The sequence below is a fragment of the Methylobacterium sp. J-077 genome, assembly GCF_022829365.1.
GTDB lineage: Bacteria > Pseudomonadota > Alphaproteobacteria > Rhizobiales > Beijerinckiaceae > Methylobacterium.
In genome coordinates this window covers 1-16,628 of sequence record NZ_JAKSYJ010000165.1, presented here as the reverse complement: position 1 = coordinate 16,628, position 16,628 = coordinate 1, and the positions used below count along the sequence as shown (strand labels likewise).

At 70.3% G+C, this 16,628-nt stretch carries 16 protein-coding genes; 7 read left to right on the top strand and 9 right to left on the bottom strand.

From position 1 onward, the window contains the following. Positions 1-7 precede the first annotated feature (7 nt). The 9 genes from pqqB to MKL11_RS20030 form a co-directional block, all read right to left on the bottom strand. The gene (gene pqqB / locus MKL11_RS20070) at positions 8-907 is read right to left on the bottom strand and encodes a pyrroloquinoline quinone biosynthesis protein PqqB (protein WP_243946747.1); all 900 of its coding nucleotides are present in this window, start codon (positions 905-907) and stop codon (positions 8-10) included. A 49-nt stretch (positions 908-956) separates the two neighbouring features. Continuing rightward, on the bottom strand, positions 957-1,046 hold the full coding sequence (pqqA, locus tag MKL11_RS20065; protein ID WP_007564431.1) for a pyrroloquinoline quinone precursor peptide PqqA: 90 nt from the start codon (positions 1,044-1,046) through the stop codon (positions 957-959). Positions 1,047-1,267: 221 nt separating this feature from the next. Continuing rightward, complete coding sequence (locus MKL11_RS20060; protein WP_243946745.1) at positions 1,268-1,972, bottom strand: response regulator transcription factor; 705 nt, start codon at positions 1,970-1,972, stop codon at positions 1,268-1,270. Further along, complete coding sequence (locus tag MKL11_RS20055) at positions 1,969-3,603, bottom strand: sensor histidine kinase (RefSeq protein WP_243946743.1); 1,635 nt, start codon at positions 3,601-3,603, stop codon at positions 1,969-1,971. Before MKL11_RS20055 ends, MKL11_RS20060 begins: the two co-directional genes overlap by 4 nt. Positions 3,604-3,649: 46 nt before the next feature. Further along, positions 3,650-3,856, bottom strand: coding sequence for a hypothetical protein (locus MKL11_RS20050; RefSeq protein ID WP_243946741.1), 207 nt, complete (start codon positions 3,854-3,856; stop codon positions 3,650-3,652). Between the two features lie 84 nt (positions 3,857-3,940). Next, complete coding sequence (locus MKL11_RS20045) at positions 3,941-4,735, bottom strand: formylmethanofuran dehydrogenase subunit C (protein ID WP_243946739.1); 795 nt, start codon at positions 4,733-4,735, stop codon at positions 3,941-3,943. 3 nt (positions 4,736-4,738) lie between these two features. After that, the gene (gene fhcD, locus MKL11_RS20040; protein ID WP_243946738.1) at positions 4,739-5,686 is read right to left on the bottom strand and encodes a formylmethanofuran--tetrahydromethanopterin N-formyltransferase; all 948 of its coding nucleotides are present in this window, start codon (positions 5,684-5,686) and stop codon (positions 4,739-4,741) included. A 204-nt stretch (positions 5,687-5,890) separates the two neighbouring features. After that, positions 5,891-7,522, bottom strand: a complete 1,632-nt coding sequence (locus MKL11_RS20035) for a formylmethanofuran dehydrogenase subunit A (protein ID WP_243946735.1) — start codon at positions 7,520-7,522, stop codon at positions 5,891-5,893. Continuing rightward, positions 7,516-8,595 (bottom strand): formyltransferase, encoded by a 1,080-nt coding sequence (locus MKL11_RS20030; protein ID WP_243946733.1) that lies wholly within the window; start codon positions 8,593-8,595, stop codon positions 7,516-7,518. Before MKL11_RS20030 ends, MKL11_RS20035 begins: the two co-directional genes overlap by 7 nt. A 298-nt stretch (positions 8,596-8,893) precedes the next feature. Between MKL11_RS20030 and MKL11_RS20025 the strand changes: the two genes are divergently transcribed. The 7 genes from MKL11_RS20025 to fae all read left to right on the top strand — a co-directional run bounded on the left by MKL11_RS20025 (position 8,894) and on the right by fae (position 15,810). Further along, positions 8,894-9,871, top strand: a complete 978-nt coding sequence (locus MKL11_RS20025) for a beta-ribofuranosylaminobenzene 5'-phosphate synthase family protein (protein ID WP_409565883.1) — start codon at positions 8,894-8,896, stop codon at positions 9,869-9,871. 91 nt (positions 9,872-9,962) lie between these two features. Beyond that, positions 9,963-10,856 (top strand): NAD(P)-dependent methylenetetrahydromethanopterin dehydrogenase, encoded by an 894-nt coding sequence (locus MKL11_RS20020; protein WP_243946729.1) that lies wholly within the window; start codon positions 9,963-9,965, stop codon positions 10,854-10,856. 22 nt (positions 10,857-10,878) lie between these two features. Then, complete coding sequence (locus MKL11_RS20015) at positions 10,879-12,027, top strand: ATP-grasp domain-containing protein (protein ID WP_243946727.1); 1,149 nt, start codon at positions 10,879-10,881, stop codon at positions 12,025-12,027. Beyond that, positions 12,027-13,001 (top strand): methenyltetrahydromethanopterin cyclohydrolase, encoded by a 975-nt coding sequence (gene mch / locus MKL11_RS20010; protein ID WP_243946725.1) that lies wholly within the window; start codon positions 12,027-12,029, stop codon positions 12,999-13,001. Before MKL11_RS20015 ends, mch begins: the two co-directional genes overlap by 1 nt. Before the next feature lie 321 nt (positions 13,002-13,322). Beyond that, positions 13,323-14,231 carry a RimK family alpha-L-glutamate ligase gene (locus MKL11_RS20005; RefSeq protein WP_243946723.1) on the top strand — a complete coding sequence of 303 codons (909 nt, stop codon included), beginning with the start codon at positions 13,323-13,325 and terminating at the stop codon, positions 14,229-14,231. Then, positions 14,228-15,061: a triphosphoribosyl-dephospho-CoA synthase gene (locus MKL11_RS20000; RefSeq protein WP_243946721.1), complete on the top strand. Its 834-nt coding sequence runs from the start codon at positions 14,228-14,230 to the stop codon at positions 15,059-15,061. The genes MKL11_RS20005 and MKL11_RS20000 overlap by 4 nt, the downstream gene beginning before the upstream one ends. A 239-nt stretch (positions 15,062-15,300) precedes the next feature. Then, a complete protein-coding gene (fae, locus tag MKL11_RS19995) occupies positions 15,301-15,810 on the top strand; it encodes a 5,6,7,8-tetrahydromethanopterin hydro-lyase (protein WP_243946719.1) in 510 nt (169 codons plus the stop codon). Positions 15,811-16,628 lie beyond the last annotated feature (818 nt).

The following is a 16,628-nucleotide window of genomic DNA, read 5'->3' as shown; positions in this document are numbered from 1 at the left end:
ACGTGTCTCAGAGGGCCAAGCGTAGCCCGTCATGCGCCACGGTCCAGCCCGCAGCCTCGACATCGGCCCGTTCCGGCGAGCCCTCGACCAGGACCGGGTTGGTGTTGTTGATATGGACGAAGACACGACGCCCGACCGCGGTGCCGGCCAGGGCGTCGATCGAGCCGTTCCCGCCGCGCATCGGGACGTGGCCCATGCGCCAGCCGGTCTTGGTGCCGACGCCGGCGCGGATCATGTCATCGTCGTGCAGGACGGTGCCGTCGAACAGCAGCGCGTCGACGCCGGCGATCCGGTCGCGGAGCCCGTCCGTGACCCGAGCGCATCCGGGGATGTAGGCGAGGCGACGGCCGCTCGCCTCGATCAGGGCACCGACGGTGGTCTCGGTCTCAGCGCCGATCTCCATCGTCTCGTCTTCGAGCCAGAGCGGCACCTTGCCGGGCACAGCGAACAGCGTGACGAAAAGGCCGGGCAGGGGCTCAAAACGCTGGTCCATGGCGACCGCCTGCCGCGTAACGACGCCCTCGGCCATCACGTCGAACACGCGGTTGGCGTTGACCGAATCGAGGATCCCACGGGTGGCGTAGAGGGTATAGGGCTGGCCCTCGCGCAGGGTCAGCAGGCCCGCCACGTGGTCGACGTCGCCGTTGGTCAGGAGCACGGACCGGATCGGCGAGTGGCGCAGGCCCTCGCGGGGATGCATCTGCGGATTGTCGAAGAGCTGTTGCCGGATGTCTGGCGAAGCATTGACCAGGAGCCAGTCGGTCCCGTCAGCGGAGACCGCGATGCTCGACTGCGTCCGAGGGCGTACCCGGTCCGGCTCGGACCGCGCCAGGGAGCAGATGGGGCAGCGGCAATTCCACTGGGGAAGGCCGCCGCCCGCTGCGGAGCCGAGGATCACGACGCGCATGGTGCGGTTCCCGCGATCCCCGGCCCCTGGAAACTCAGTTGCGAAACGCTCAGTTGAACGTGTCGATCTCGGCCGACTCGTAGCTCGTCACTTCCATGCCGACGCAGATTTCGGACACAACGGGGGCAGCCCACTTCATGGTGTTTCTCCTTGGCGGTTCCTCACCGAGCGTCACGGGTTCCTAAGAAACCTCTAAGACACTGATGGCGCTCTGGTTTCTGGCGCGCCCCCGATATCGGCGATTCAGCTGCGGTCTTCAAGCACTAACTTGCCGGATCCTCCCAAATTTTTCGTGAGACTCCACCCAAATGCTTGGATGCGCGCGAGAAATGTTACCGGATTGGACTTAAGTATAGTCGCTCATTGACGGAAGTCGGGACCGCGCAGCTCCAGCATGAAGCCTTTCCCCCGCACGGTGACCAATCCCGGGCCGCCGTAGCGGACGAAATCGGCCATCTTGGAGCGCAGATAGCCGATATAGACGTCGACCACGTTGAGCGAGAGGCCGCCCTGGCTCGCCCAGAGCCGGTCGAAGATGTCGGCCCGGGAGACCGGCTTGCCGATGCTCTCCATCAGCATGGCAAGGAGGTCGGCCTCCCGAGGTGTCAGCCGCGCGCTGGCCTCACCGCAACTCGCTTGGCGGGTGTCGAGATCGAGCAGCAGCCGACCGGCGGTGATGCGCGAGCGCGGCGCCTCGGCCTGCTCGCGCCGCATGAGGTGGGTGCGCAGGCGCGCCACGAGCTCGTCGAACACGAAGGGCTTGATGATGTAGTCGTCGGCGCCGAGCGCCAGCCCCTCGGCCCGGTCGCGAATCTCGTCGCGGGCGGACAGGAACAGGATCGCCCCCGGGAACCCGCCCTCGCGGAGCGACCGGCAGACATCGTGGCCGGACCCGTCGGGCAGATTGATATCGAGAAGCACTGCGCCCGGTGCCGGATCGTGCGCGGCCTTCAGCGCCTCGTCGACGCAGGAAGCGGTGCCGACCTCGAATCCCTCGGCTTCCAGGCCTCGGGCCAACAGGCCCCGAATGTCGATATCGTCCTCGACGATCAGGATCCGCGTCATGCGGCCGACTCCCTCACCCGCGCGCCGCCGGCCGCGTTCCCGGCCGTGCCGATCTCCCATGCCGGATCGAGCGCCGGCATGTCCAGGCTGACCCGGGCCCCGCGACCGTTCGGGCCGGCACCGAGGCGGATCGTGCCGCCGTGCTGCTCGACGATCCAGCGCGCCAGGGCCAGCCCGATGCCAAATCCGGTTTCGTCCGGGCTCGGCCCGGCGCCGCGTCGGAAGCGCTCGAACAGCGCGGCCTCGGAGGCGCCGAAGCCCGGCCCGTCATCGGTCACGGTAATCCGGGCCAGCGCGCCCGGCTCGGCCGACAGCGCGACCTCGACCCGGCTCAGCCCCTTGGCGTGGCGCAGGGCGTTGTCCACGAGGCTCTCGATGGTCTGGCGAATCCATTCCCGGTCGGCCAGGCATTCCACGTCCTGGCTGCCGGGTTCGAGGCTCAGGCCGACCCGGCGGCGGGCCGCCTCCGAGGCCATGTTGTCGACGGCCTCGGCCAGGACCGAGGCGAGTCCCAGAGGACGCCGGTCGAATTCGATCTCGCCGGATTCCGAGCGGGCCACGCGCAGCAGATCCTCGACGCGCAGCTTCAGCCGCTGTGCCCGCTTGCGGATCGTACTGAAGATCGGCCCCGGATCGGCGCCCCGGGAGGCGCCGCGCAGCGCCAGATCACATTCGCCGAGGATGACGGTGAGCGGCGTGCGCAATTCGTGGCTCACATCGGCAAAGAAGCGTCGCCTCGAGCGGTCGACGGCTTCGAGGCGTTCGTTGGCGGCGCGCAGATCCGCGGTGCGGGCCGCCACCGTATCCTCCAGCGCCGCCCGATCCGCGGCGACCCGGGATTCGCGGCGGGCGAGCCGCGCGGCCATGCGGTTGACGTTGGTCATCAGCAGGCCGAGCTCGTCCCGGGTCGCCACCGAGAGGCGCGTGTCGAGGGCGCCGTGCCCGATGGCGCTCGCCGCGAGCCGCACCTCCTCGATCCGGGCCAGGGTCGGGCGGGTGACGCCGCGATAGAGCACCGCCAGCAGCACCAGGGCCGCGACCACCGCGGATGCCGCGGCCACGCGCAGGCGAGCCGACAGCGCCCGGGCCTGTTCGGACCCGAGCGCCATGCTACGCCGCTCGGCCTCGATCAGGAACGACAGCGGCTGGCCGGTCATCGCTCCGAAGCCGTTGAGCGCACCCTTGATCGCGTCCTGGCGCTTATCGGACTCGACCTGCCGGTTGATCCGGGCCACCTGCCGGTCGAGCACGACCCGGGCGGCGCGCAGCTGCGCCATCGGGCGCGTCCGCGCGGCGTATTGCATGCGGTCGGCCGGGTCGTCGCTCGGCGGGAAGCTCCGGGCCAGCGCTTCATCGACCGTCGTGAGCGCCCGATCGGCATTGTCGCGCGCGATCGCCATGGCCTCCGGCTGCCCGTCAGGATTGCCGACGGTCTCGACCGCGGCCAAGCCGAACTGGGTCAGGCGGCCGGACAGCTCGGCCAGCAATTCGAGGCGCCGCTGCGCCTCCAGGGTGCGGTCGACGGTGCGCTCGGCGGCCGCGATCGAGGCCAGCGCAGCGATGGCCGCCAGCATCACCACGATGGCGGTGCCGCCGAGCAGCAGCGCGAAACGAAGCTTCAGCGAGCGCATCTGTTGCGCCCCGCCGAGGCCCTTCGTTCGCTATCGCGGACCGCGCTCACAGATCCTTCGGCAGGCTGCCGCGCGCGGCGCAGCGCCAGCGCTCGACGTGCCAGTCCGGATGGGACGCCTGCCAGGTCGCGAGCGCGCTCTGCGAATGGCGCAGGCAGATGAACGGGTTCGAGCCCTCGTAGGACATCTCGATCCGGTCCTCGCGGCAGGTCGAGGGCTGGGCGACGAGGCAGATCGACAGAAGCAGGAGCATGGGCGTCTCCCCAGACTGCCGGCCTCGTGCGGGCCGGCTTGGACAGAGCATATGCCGCGCGCGGCCGCGCTGCCCAGAGCGGCGTCAGGACGCGACCCAGATCTCACCCTTGGCGATGGTCGCGAGGTCGCCGGAATAGCGCCGCAGCGGTCGGTTGAGCAGCGCGGCATGCTCGGCACTGAGGCCGGCCAGCGATTTCGACAGGAGCTTCAGGAACACCAGATCGTGCGTCCCGGTCTCCACGAAGGTCGGCGACAGCCGCCCGTGCGAACCGAGCAACAGCGTGCCCCGGCGCATGCCGTAGCCCGGTTGGTCGCCCACCGCGAGCGCCGCCAGCGTCCCGGCGATCATGCGGGAGCCGGCATACGCTCCGGCGCGGCCAGCCAGAAGGATTCCGCGCCGCATCCGATCGCCGAGATGGGCACCGGCCGTCCCGCGGATGATCAGCGTCGCGCCGTCGAGACCGGCCTTGGCCGCGTAGACTGCACCGCCGGCATGGTCACCGGCATCGCCGTCGATGGTGATAAGACCGCCGGTGGCGCCCGCGCCGGCATAGGGTCCGGCATGGCCCGTCACGGTCAAGCTGCCGCCGGCCATGCCCGCGCCGAGGCGCTGGCCGACATCGCCGGCGACGCGGATCGCGCCCTCCGACAGGGCCGCGCCGACCCGATCGAGCCGCTCATGGCCGCCTTCGATGGTCAGGGTATCGGAGCCGTCCAGCGCGACCGAGAAGCAGTCGCCGAGACGCACGCCGGTGCGGGTCGTCCCGACCGCTAGGCGCTCGGCTTCTGCCTGCGAGAGCCGGCTGAGCGCAAGCGGGTTGATGTTCAGGAAGTCGAGCCGCTCGGGCGGAGCCGCGCGCAGGGTGAGGGTGCTCAAGGCTCAGCCCTCCGTCTTGGAATCTTCGCGCGCGAGCAGGTCGCGCAGATGATAATGGTGGCGGCCGAGATTGCCGCCGTAATTGCCGGCCGTGACGGCGATCAGCCCGTGTCTGCCGCCGATCTCGGTGGCCGCATGCAGGCCGGCCCGCATTGAATCGGACACGCCCTGCGAGGTCAGGGCGTCGATCACGATCTCCAGCACGACGCCGCACTCGGCCGGAAGCGCCGAGCCCGCCCGCCCCTTCAGGGTCGGGCAATAGGCGTCGTTGGTCGAGGCCATCATGCCCTTGGTCCGGCCGCCGACCTTCGAGCCGGAGCGGACGATGCCGCCCGGAAACGGCAGGATCGCGCCGGGCACCGCCTTGGCGGCCTCGACGGCCGCCTCGGCGACGATCAGCGTCTCGGCATGGGTCCGGCCGAGGAACAGCAGATTGCCGCCGCCGACCGCACCGTCCACGGCCCGGACCGAATCTTCACAGAGGAACTCGCCGTCCATGACCGGGATGCGCCAGTAGCGCCGGTCTTTGCCGGAGGCGTCGGGCAGGCGCTTGGCGATGGCGAAGCCGTCGCCGAAATACCGGATCGCGCCGCCGAGCTTGATCTTGTTCGGTCCCTCGACCCCGGCGAAGCAGGCGGTGCCCGGGCAGGTCAGGATGCACTGGCCGACCCGCTTGATCAGCTGCTCCTTGAGCCCGTTCGGTTCGAAGCCGAACAGGAGGATGCGCACGCCGGGCCGTCCGTCCGGAGTCTCCTCGGGCGACAGCACGGAATCGATGCCGGCCTCGGCGCCGCAGCCGATCACCGACGTGGCGAAGCCCGTCATGGTGGTGGCCGCGATCATGGCCCACTTGGCGGTGTCGTTGGTGACGACGATGGCGGTCCCGGCCACGTCGAACGCCTCCGCGAAGGTGTCGACGATCGGGATGCCGTTGAGGCTGAGCTCAGACATTGTTTTGGGACTTCCGCGACGGCCGTAACCCTCCCCGCTCTGCGGGGGAGGGTGGCCCCTGCGTCAGCAGGGGTCGGGAGAGGGGAGCGACGGCTCCGGAAAGGTCGCGCTGGGCGCTGAAACCCGCAACGTCGCGCTGCCCCTCTCCCCCCGTGCTGCGCGGGGTACCCTCCCCCGCAGAGGGGGGAGGGAAGATGGCGGGCGTCAAACCCGGCATGGCACCACCTCGAAGGTGTCCGCATCCGCGTCGAAGGCCGCATCCGGCACCGCGAAGCTGTCGAGCCCCGCGCCGAACCGGTCCGTCAGGTAAGTGTCGGCGCGCTTGGCCATGGCAGGATCGGACTCGACCGAGAGCGACAGGGTTCGGCCGGCGCGCCATTCGACCACCTCGCCATCCTCGACGATAGGCACGCCGTCCTTGAGGACCAGCTTGGCGGCGGTGAACATCGCCGTGCGGTCTGGCGTATCGCGATAGACTGCGACGTCGGCGCAGGCGCCCGGCCGCAGATGGCCGCGATCGGCGAGGCCCAGAAGCTTGGCCGGTCCCGACCGGGTCAGCTGGGCGATCTCCGAGAGGGTGTATTCCCGCTCCAGGCCCGGCAGACCGGACCGCTCGCCGACAACTCCCGGCAGGGTCGCGATCTCGCGGTCGCGCTCGGACTTGTCCATCAGCAGGTGGATGATGCGCGGATACTGGGTGAACGGGCCGCCGTTCGGGTGGTCGGTGGTCAGGATCGTGCGCTCCGGATCGGTGGAAAGCAGCATGATCTCGAGGCCGATGGCCCATTGCAGCGAGCTGGTCGGACCGCGCGGCCGGTACAGGAACGGCACGACGCCGCCGCCCTCGGCGTCGCCGGCATTGAGCACCCACTTCTTCGGGTTGGCGCCCTTGCGGCCGGCGAACTGGCGCAGGATGTCGAGCGACACCGTCACGGTCTGGCCGAACACGACCTGCCCGATATCGAGGGTCGCGTTCGGATTGTCGGCGATCGCCCGGGCGATCCGCTCGGCTGCTGAGCGGAAGCCGCCGCCCTCAGTCACGCCGTAGGCGTAGAACTGCGCGTGGGCGAAGTGGATCCGCCGGCCTTCCGCCGCCTCCAGGGTCTCGACGAACGAATCGTCCGCGCCCGGCAGGCCGAGATTGTTGCAATGGACGTGCAGCGGGTGGGGGACGCCGATCTCTTCGACCGCGTCGAGGAGTGAGCCCATGATCTGCCGGGTCGAGAGCCCGTAGACCGGAATCTCGTCGTCCAGCGACAGGCGCAAAGCCCCGTCCTTGAATGCCGAGGCGCCGCCGGCATTGATGCACTTCACCCCAAGGCCGCGCGAGGTGGCGACGGAGAGCGCCACGAGATCGCGCACAGCGTTGCCGCCCTGGCGCTCGCGGAGCAGCTGCAGCAGCTGGTCGTCGTTGCCCATCACGGTGAGCGCACCGCGATCCAGCAACGGGATGTCGGCCAGTTCCAGCTGGGTCGCCAGCGCGTGGGTCGGCGGCATCGCCGGCTCGACCGCGGTGGTGTAGCCCATCCGCGCATAGGTCGAGCCGATCCAGCCAGCGGCCCCGCCGGCATGCGCGAAGGGATGGCCCTCGGGCGACGCCTCGCTGACATAGAGGTCGGGCAGCAGCAGGCGCGACGTGATGACGTTGCCGCCGGCGATATGCGAATGCACCTCGACGCCGCCGGCCATCACGACGCAGCCGGAAGCGTCGATCACCCGATCGGGCTCCTGGCCTACCGGATCGACGATGCGGCCGTCCTCGATCCAGACATCACCGACGGCATCGCGGGACGCGGTCGGATCGACGACGCGCCCGCCCCGAATCACGCTCAGCATGCGGGCTCACTCCTCGACGCGGCGCGACCTTCGGCCAAGCGATCCCGAAGGGACCCCAGCACCGACGCGGCGGACGGTAGATCCGTAGGCGCGGAGGCCGGCCAGTAGGTCAGCGCGGCGCGCTGCTCGTTCCACAACACGCCGCCAAGGTCTCGGCCCGGGCGGCCGACCGCGATCACCACATCGGCGAGGGACGCCTTGGCCTCGGCGACCAGCGCCACGGACGGCACGGCAGCCAGCCAGTCCGGCCGGTCCACCGGCAGTGCGGCGAGCCAGATGACGGCGTCGACCTCGCCGGCCGCGACCTGCCGGGCGACATCGAAGCGCCACGGATCATGTTCCGGCACGCGCCGGCCGAACCCGCTGCGCGGCGCCTGCCCGGTCAGCCATGCGGCCACCGGCACGACGGCGCGGTCCTGATCCGCACCCGACATCGCCAGGGTGAAGCAGCGTGTGGTCTCGTTCAGCTCCATGGCGAAGCCCTGGAGCATCTCGACGCCGAGCTCGCCGAGTTCGGCCGGATCGTACAGCAGCACGCCGTATTGCGCGGCCGTGAGATGCGCCACGAGCTTGGCCTGCGGCGTGTCACCGGCGAGATGACCCTTTCCGTAGGCGCGCAAGTCCGCGACCGCCTCCGCCAAGCCGTCTTCGGCGGGGTGGGAGAACGTTGCCTTCGAGCTATCGGCCCCGGCGCCGAGCGCCAGGAGCGCGCGGTCCGATCCGGAAGTACGCCCACGCGTGGGCTTCGTCTCCGACAGGCGCTGCAGAAGTGGCGTGCGCCACGGCGCGGCGCCGATGACGAGCACCGCATCGGCCCGGCCGACCGCCTCAGCCGGCGTCGAGGTGATAGCCCCCACACGGCTCAGTGCGCCGAGCTCGGCATAGGTGCCGACCGCACCGGCGGTGTCGATGGAGGCGCCGATGCGCCCCGCGAGATCATAGGCCGCGCGGATCGCGGCCACGTCGGCGCTGAGGCCGGCGATCACCGGCGCGCGCGCCTTGGCGAGCAGGGATACGGCCGCCCCGATGGCGGTGCCCGCGTCCGTCGCGCCACCCTTCACCCAGGCTGCCATGCTCCCTCACGCGACGTTCTTGTTTGGCTTCGGAGCGGGCGACGGCCGTAAGACCGGACGAGGCGGGTTCACTCCCGAGGGAGAATCCCGCCGGATCGGAATGGCTCGCCCGCCCGACTGGCCCGGGCGGGCGGCAACTCGGCGCGCCGTCGCTGGCCTAGGTTTGCATTCATCCGCCCGCCGCGGCAAGGGGGGTCGCATCCTGGTTCGGCCAATCGGCGGCAAGATCCCGTTGCTTCGGTCGGCCGCCGCATGGGAAAAGCGCGCCGGTTCGGCGGTGGATTTCGAAGGAATGGGCGTGGGCGAGGTCCCCCAGCGGAACGAGGCGACCGCTCCGAGCATCGTCCGCGTCGAGGCGCCGGCGCGGCTGCATTTCGGATTCCTCGATCTGCACGGCGGCCTGGGCCGACGCTTCGGCAGCATCGGCCTCGCCATCGACGCGCCGTCCGTGGCGCTGACCGCCCGCCGGTCATCGGATCTCTCCGTTTCCGGCGCGGAAGCGGAGCGGGTCCGGGGCTACGCTCGCGCCGCCGCATACCATCTCGGCGGGGCCGGTTCCGTCGCCATCGCGGTCGAGCGGACGATTCCGGCGCATGCCGGATTCGGATCCGGGACTCAGCTCGCACTGGCCGTGGCGGCCGCGATGGCGCGCCTCGATCGGGCGCCTTTCTCGGCGGCGGCATTTTCCTCCAGCCTCGATCGCGGCAACCGTTCGGGTGTCGGCCTGTGCGCCTTCACGGAGGGCGGCCTGATCGTCGACGGCGGCCGCGGGGCCAACGGCGGCCCGCCGCCGGTGATCGCGCGCCTGGCCTATCCGGAGGCCTGGCGGATCGTCCTCGTCCTCGATCAGAGCATGGCCGGGGTGCACGGGACCAGGGAAGTCGAGGCGTTCCGCGAACTCCCGCGCTTCCCGGAGGCCCAGGCCGCCGAGATCTGTCGGATCGTGCTGATGCAGGTCCTACCGGCGGCGGCGCTCGCCGAGCCGCAGGGCTTCGGCGCCGGCATCACCCGGATCCAGGATCTCATTGGCGACCACTTCGCGCCGCACCAGGGCGGCCGCTACGCAAGCGCAGCGGTGGCGCAGGCGCTCGCCAATGCCGCCGCGCAGGGTGTGCCCGGCTACGGTCAGTCGTCCTGGGGGCCGACCGGCTTCGTGCTGATGCCGAGCGAGGCCGAGGCCCAAGCCCTCGTAGCCAGCCTCAACCGCGGCGGGCCGCTTCGCTTCCTGATCGCCCATGGACGCAACGCCGGGGCATCAATAACCACGGCAGGCTGAACTGGCCGGCCCGGGCTTGACCGCGGCACGCGCAGCGGGTTTGGACGGTCGGCAGGCGCAAGTTGGCGCGCGCCCCACGGGATGGAACGTCATGGCCCGCTCGATCCTCCACATGCTGACGCCACTCCGGCACATGAGCCCGTTCGACGTGAACATGGCCGTCGATGCGGGCTTCGAGACGGTGGTGACCTACACCGAGGTCAGCCTCGCCGACGTGGTCTCGCTGACCCAGGATTCGATTTTTTCACGGGCGCCGGCCGACGGAACCCGCACCGGCATCTTCATCGGCGGCAAGAACGCCGAGGACGCGCTCGACATGGTCGACCGCGCCAAGAAGGCGTTCGTGCCGCCCTTCGTGAACCATGTCTTCGCCGATCCCGCGGGCTCGTTCACTACGGGCGCCGCCATGGTGGCGCAGGTCTCCCGGGCGCTCCGGCAGAAATTCGGCACCGACCTGACCGGCAAGCGCATCGTGATCTTCGGCGGCGCCGGCGTCGTCGCCTACGTGGCCGCGGTGATCGGCGCACTCCAGGGCGCGCAGACCGTCTTGGTCGGCCATGACGGCGAGGAGCGGGTCTCCAAGATCGCCTTCACGATGAAGTGGCGCTTCGGCATCGAGGTCGGCGCCGTCGACGGCACCACGCCCGAGGATCGCCGCCTCGCCATCCGCGACGCCGACGTGATCCTGTCGGCCGGTCCCGCCGGCATCCCGATCCTCTCGGCCGAGGACCTGAAATCCGCTCCCAAGCTTCTGGTCGCCTCCGACGTGAACGCGGTGCCGCCGGCCGGCATCGCCGGGATCGACGTCAACGCCGTCGATGTGCCCCTGCCGGCCGGCAAGGGCGTCGGCATCGGCGCCCTGGCGGTGGGCAACGTGAAGTACCAGACGCAGCGCCGCCTGTTCGACCGGATGCTCGCCTCCGACACGCCGCTCTGCCTCGACTTCCGCGACGCCTACACCCTGGCCGTCGAGATCGCCGGCTGAGCCGGCACCGGCGCATCCCGGCATGGCCGAGGCGATCCTGATCGCCGCCCAGGCCGGGCGCGCCCTCGCCGAGGCGGCCCGGCGGGCGGGTCTGCGCCCCTTCGTGGCCGACCTGTTCGGCGATTCCGACACGCTGGCGCTGAGCGAAGCCTACCGGCCGCTCCCGGGCCGCTTCGGCAGCCCGATTGCCGTCGACGCGACGCTCGCGGCCATCGACGCACTGGCCGATGCGGCCGGATCGCCGGTGGGCGTCGTCCTGGGCAGCGGCTTCGAGGATGCCCCCGGTCTCGTCGCCCGGATCGCGGAAAAGCATCGGCTGATCGGCGCCGATACCGATGCCATCGCGGCGCTCAAGGATCCGTTCGCTTTCACAGCGCTCTGCGCCCGGCTCGGCGTCCCGCATCCGGCGATTGCGACGGACCTGCCGCCCGAGCCGTCCGGCTGGCTGCTCAAGCGGATCGGCGGCAGCGGCGGCGGCCATATCCGGTCGGCCATACTCGGCCTGGCGCCGGAGCGCCATTATTTTCAAGTTCGGGCCCCCGGCCGGCCCTACGCACTGAATTTTTTGGCCGATGGTCGCACGATCCAAGTGCTGGCCTGCACCGAGCAATGGTGCGCGCCGTCGCCGACCCGGCCCTATCGCTACGGCGGCGCCCTGGCCACCGGCGCCGGGGAGGTCCCGCTTCTCCCCGATACGCTCTTGTCTGCGGTCACAGAAGCCGTTGCAAAAATAGCTGCGGCGACCGGTCTGCGCGGGCTCGCGAGCGCCGATTTTCTGGCTGAGGAATCCGGCTGGTGGCTCACCGAGATCAATCCGCGGCCCGGCGCGACCCTCGATATTCTGGATCGGCGGAGCACGCCCCTGCTGGCCGCCCATATCGAGGCCAGCCTCTGCGCCATGCCGACGCTCGGCGCGCAACCGGCGGATGCGGCCGCCGCGCAGATCTGTTACGCGGAGCGTGAGCATGCGCCCGGCCCGGACTTTCCCTGGCCGGATCACGTGCGCGACCGCCCGCGCCCCGGCACGGTGGTCCGCCGCGACGCGCCCCTCTGCACGGTGCTTGCCCTTGGGGCCGACCGGCAGGCGGCGCTCGACGGTCTGAACACGCGGACGGCGCGGCTGCGCGCTGCCCTGGCCGCACAGAAAACGCACCCCGAGGAAGCCCTGTGATGAGTGCCAGCCAATCCTATCCCAGCGTCAACGCGCTGACCGCACCGCTGATCGAGCGGCTCGTGGCCGATGCTGCGACCCTGCGCCTGTCGGTCTCGCAGGCGACCGGCGGCGCCCGGATGGTCGATGCCGGCGCGCAGGCGCGGGGCTCGATCGAGGCCGGACGGCGCATCGCCGAGATCTGCCTCGGCGGCCTCGGCAGCGTGACCATCGCGCCGAGCGGCCCGATCGCCGCCTGGCCGTATTCCGTGATCGTCCATGCGGCTGATCCGGTGCTCGCCTGCCTGGGCAGCCAGTATGCCGGCTGGAGCCTCGCCGACGAGGGCGGCGATTCCGGCTTCTTCGCCCTCGGTTCGGGCCCGGGCCGCGCGGTCGCGGCCGTCGAGGATCTGTACCAGGAACTCGGCTACCGGGATTCAGCTACCAAGACCGCCCTGGTCCTCGAAGCCGCCGGCGGCCCGCCCGAGAGCGTCGTCGCCAAGGTCGCCGAGGCCTCCGGTCTGCGCCCGGAGGACCTGACCTTCATCTTCGCCCCCACCCAGAGCCTCGCCGGCTCGACCCAGGTGGTCGCCCGAGTGCTGGAAGTCGCCCTGCACAAGGCCCACACCGTCGGCTTCGACCTGCACGCCATCGTCGACGGCATCGGCTCGGCGCCGCTCTCGCCCCCGCACCCGGATTTCATCAAGGCGATGGGCCGGACCAACGACGCCATCATCTATGGTGGCCGGGTCCAGCTCTTCGTCGATGCCGACGATGCCGACGCCAAGCTGCTCGCCGAGCAGATCCCGTCCACCACTTCGAGCGACCACGGTGCCCCGTTCGCCGAGATCTTCTCGCGGGTGAACGGCGATTTCTACAAGATCGACGGCGCCCTGTTCTCGCCGGCCGAGGCGATAGTCACCTCGGTGCGCACCGGCGCCACCTATCGCGGCGGCCGCCTGGAGCCGGCGCTGGTGGATGCGTCGTTCGCGTAAGAGACATAGGACGTTCCGGCTTTGGTTCATCAAGGTCAGAGGCCGGGACACGATCCGTCGTCGGTCACATGAGGCATAGACTCCCTCTCTTGAGCGGGAGAGGGTTGGGGTGAGGGGCCAGCTTTCTCCGGAAAGGTCGCATCCCTCACTCTGTCCCCCTCCCGCACGGGAGAGGGGACCTGCGCCACGCCCGGCAACCCGAAATCGGCGAGTTCCATCGGAGTAGGCGCGTGTTGCGGCCGGGCCGCCGCGATAGAGCCTTTAAACCATAACGACCGAAGCCTTCCCCGGAGCGGGAGGGCGATCGAGAGTCTTCCATTCATGCGCATCGCCCTCGCCGCAGATAACGGCAATTGGCACAAGGCTCGGCTCCTGGCGGCCCTGCGGGCGCAGGGGGTCGAGCCGATCCTGTTCTCTCTCGCCGACGTGATCGTGGCCACCGGAGGCGGCGAGCCCCTGCGCGTCCCGGGCTTTTCCGGTGCGCTGCCCGGCGGCGTACTGCTGCGGACCATCGCGGGCGGCACCTTCGAGGCGACCACCATGCGGCTCGGCGTGCTGCACGCCCTGGTCTCGGCGGGCGTGACCGTCTGGAACGCGCCCACCGCTATCGAGCGCTCGGTCGACAAGGCCGCGACCTCGCTGCTCATCGCCCGGGCCGGCCTGCCGACGCCCGAGACCTGGGTGGTCTCGAAGCGCGAGGCCGCCGCCGAGATCGTGGTGCGCGAAGGCAGCCCCGGTGCGCCCCTCGTGCTCAAGCCGCTCTTCGGCTCCCAGGGGGAGGGGCTGGCCCTCATCGAGCGTCCCGAGGATCTGCCCGACGAGGAGGCGGTGGCCCGGGTCTATTATCTTCAGCGCTACGTGCCGCGTCGGGACGGGTTGTGGCGCGACTACCGCGTGTTCGTCTGCGACGGCCGGGCGATCGCCGGCATGATCCGCGAGGGCGACGGCTGGATCACCAACGTCCATCGCGGCGGCCGGCCGCTGCCCTGGGCGATGCCGCCGGCCGCCGCCGAGATGGCGGAGGCTGCCGCCGCCGCGGTCGGGGTCGATTATTCCGGCGTCGATCTCGTCGAGGATGGAGAGGGCGGCTTCGCGATCCTCGAAGTCAACTCCATGCCGGCCTGGTCGGGCCTCCAGACCGTGTGCGAGACCGACATCGCCGCCGCCGTGGTGCGGGGCTTTCTGGCCGCCGTCCGGGGCGCCAGCCTGCCGCGGCTCGTGGTGGCATGAGCGGCCTCGACCCGGGACTGATCGGCACGCTCTACCGCGCTGCCTGCCTGGCGGAACTCGACGCGCTAAAGCCCGGCAACGTCCACGCCTATGCGGCCGGCCATCGCATGGTGGTGGCTGATTTCGTTACAAGCGCCGATGTCTCGGCGCCGGAGCTGGCGCGGGCTGGAACGGGCGTCGGCGAGCGGGTCCGGGCGGGAATCGCCGCGACCCTGGCGGCGGTGGCCCAGAACACGAATCTCGGGATCCTTCTGCTCTGCGCTCCGCTCGCCGTTGCGGCCGAGCGGGGCTGGCGGGTCGGCGCAGTGCTGGATGACCTCGACGCAGCGGATTCCGAAGGCGTGTTCGCGGCGATCCGGCTCGCCAATCCGGGCGGGCTCGGCCGGGCCAAGAATCACGATGTCGCGTCGGAGGCCCCCCGCTCCCTGCGTGCCGCCATGGCGGAGGCAGCCGAGCGCGACCGCATCGCCCGGGCCTACGGAACCGGCTTCTCGGACATCACCGCCATCGGCCTGCCGGCACTCGCCGAGGCCCGCGCCCGAAACCTCGATCCGTCCTGGTGCACAACCGCGATCCATCTGGCCTATCTCCGCTCCGTCCCAGACAGCCACATCGCCCGCAAGGCGGGTGCCGAAGCGGCCGAAGGCGTTCGTCGAGAGATTGAAACGGCGCTCTCCGGGATCGATCTTGCCGACCGTCCGGTTGACCCGTTGCTGGCCCTCGACGCATCGCTGAAGGCGCGGGGACTCAATCCCGGCACCAGCGCGGATTTCACCGTGGCGACCCTGTTCTGGAACGCGCTCACGGCGGCCGGCGCCGTCCTGGCGTGAAGTGCGGTTTGGTTCCTGGGTTTCGGGGTCCGCGGCCAAAGAAATTCTCCACCTTCAGGGCCTTGCGCGGGTTGTGAGCCGCTGGGCCGCACTGTAGGGTCCGGCGCGCTGTCCGGCCCAACCGGCTCGGCCTATCCGGCACGGCCGGAGGGACGGGCGCCGATAACAAGGATGGCTTCCGGGCCGCTGGCCTCGACCGGCGCCGCGGCCCTATTTCGGAATCCAGGGAGAGACACCGAATGGCGAAGATCACCAAGGTTCAGGTTGGCGAAGCCCTCGTCGGCGACGGCAACGAGGTCGCTCACATCGATCTGATCATCGGACCGCGCGGCTCGCCCGCCGAGACGGCTTTCTGCAATGGCCTCGTGAACAACAAGCACGGCTTCACCAGCCTGCTCGCGGTCATCGCGCCGAACCTGCCGTGCAAGCCCAACACCCTGATGTTCAACAAGGTCACCATCAACGACGCCCGTCAGGCCGTCCAGATGTTCGGCCCGGCCCAGCACGGCGTCGCCAAGGCCGTCCAGGACGCCGTCGCCGAAGGCATCATTCCGGCCGATGAGGCCGACGACCTGTTCATTCTGGTCGGCGTGTTCATCCACTGGGAAGCGGCCGACGACGCCAAGATCCAGAAGTACAACTACGAGGCCACCAAGCTGTCGATCCAGCGCGCCGTGAACGGCGAGCCGAAGGCCGCGACCGTGACCGAGCAGCGCAACTCGGCCCAGCACCCCTTCGCCGCCAATTAGATCGGGGACGGTCCTGGGCAGAGTGAGCCTCCGCCCGCACCGCGGGGCCTGCTCCAGCGACTGGCCTCGATCTTCTTAGGTCGATAACGACACCCACCGACGGGACGGCGCGAGCCGTCCCGTTTTTTTGTGTTTCGGAGGAGACGTCGGGCTCCTGCGCCCGTATCTCCGGGCTTTTTCCGATCGCTCATCGTGAAGAGTCCGCCATCGCCAGGAGCCCGGCCATGGGGCTCCGCCTCCAGACGCGCGTCAACGTCCCCACCCGCCTCGCGGCGCCGGGGGCATGGCCCAGGAAACCCAGCACGAGGGACGCGGGACGCCGCGGGGACCCTGGTGTCGGCCATCTACGCGCGGGGTCCGATCCCCGCGGCGACCCGCGGTATCGACCGGGCATGGTCCCCGGCCGGTGCCGTCTTTCTCGTCGCGATGTCTTGCCAGCGCCCCGATCCCGCGACTCCGTGCCAGCGGTCACTGCCCATGATGCCCAAGCCGCCTCGCAGCCGATACACCCCCGGAACCCGCATTCACCGCCGTGGCCTTCAACCCGACTTCCGCTTCGTATTGGGCGGGTCCGCGGGTTTCTGAGGGTCACGCGCAGGGATGAGTCGCCGCGGGGGTATTTCGCCCCCGCCGGGCCAACTGCCGCCCGATCTCACGCCCGTCTCCGAGACACGCCCTCCGATCCACGGTCCCGACAATCCAGAGATGGGTCACCTGCGCACCCTCTCAATATTCAAGGAATCGGTAAACGGACCGACGGTGGGCTAGCCGACGCTCTTGGTCACCTCGCGGCGCAATTCCGGTATGCGCGCCCAAGG

Bases quoted from the DNA above. Each gene is read 5' to 3' on its own strand.
- pqqB (WP_243946747.1), bottom strand. From the start codon at position 907: ATGCGCGTCGTGATCCTCGGCTCCGCAGCGGGCGGCGGCCTTCCCCAG.
- pqqA (WP_007564431.1), bottom strand. From the start codon at position 1,046: ATGAAGTGGGCTGCCCCCGTTGTGTCCGAAATCTGCGTCGGCATGGAA.
- MKL11_RS20060 (WP_243946745.1), bottom strand. From the start codon at position 1,972: ATGACGCGGATCCTGATCGTCGAGGACGATATCGACATTCGGGGCCTG.
- MKL11_RS20055 (WP_243946743.1), bottom strand. From the start codon at position 3,603: ATGCGCTCGCTGAAGCTTCGTTTCGCGCTGCTGCTCGGCGGCACCGCC.
- MKL11_RS20050 (WP_243946741.1), bottom strand. From the start codon at position 3,856: ATGCTCCTGCTTCTGTCGATCTGCCTCGTCGCCCAGCCCTCGACCTGC.
- fhcD (WP_243946738.1), bottom strand. From the start codon at position 5,686: ATGTCTGAGCTCAGCCTCAACGGCATCCCGATCGTCGACACCTTCGCG.
- MKL11_RS20035 (WP_243946735.1), bottom strand. From the start codon at position 7,522: ATGCTGAGCGTGATTCGGGGCGGGCGCGTCGTCGATCCGACCGCGTCC.
- MKL11_RS20030 (WP_243946733.1), bottom strand. From the start codon at position 8,595: ATGGCAGCCTGGGTGAAGGGTGGCGCGACGGACGCGGGCACCGCCATC.
- MKL11_RS20020 (WP_243946729.1), top strand. From the start codon at position 9,963: ATGGCCCGCTCGATCCTCCACATGCTGACGCCACTCCGGCACATGAGC.
- MKL11_RS20015 (WP_243946727.1), top strand. From the start codon at position 10,879: ATGGCCGAGGCGATCCTGATCGCCGCCCAGGCCGGGCGCGCCCTCGCC.
- mch (WP_243946725.1), top strand. From the start codon at position 12,027: ATGAGTGCCAGCCAATCCTATCCCAGCGTCAACGCGCTGACCGCACCG.
- MKL11_RS20005 (WP_243946723.1), top strand. From the start codon at position 13,323: ATGCGCATCGCCCTCGCCGCAGATAACGGCAATTGGCACAAGGCTCGG.
- MKL11_RS20000 (WP_243946721.1), top strand. From the start codon at position 14,228: ATGAGCGGCCTCGACCCGGGACTGATCGGCACGCTCTACCGCGCTGCC.
- fae (WP_243946719.1), top strand. From the start codon at position 15,301: ATGGCGAAGATCACCAAGGTTCAGGTTGGCGAAGCCCTCGTCGGCGAC.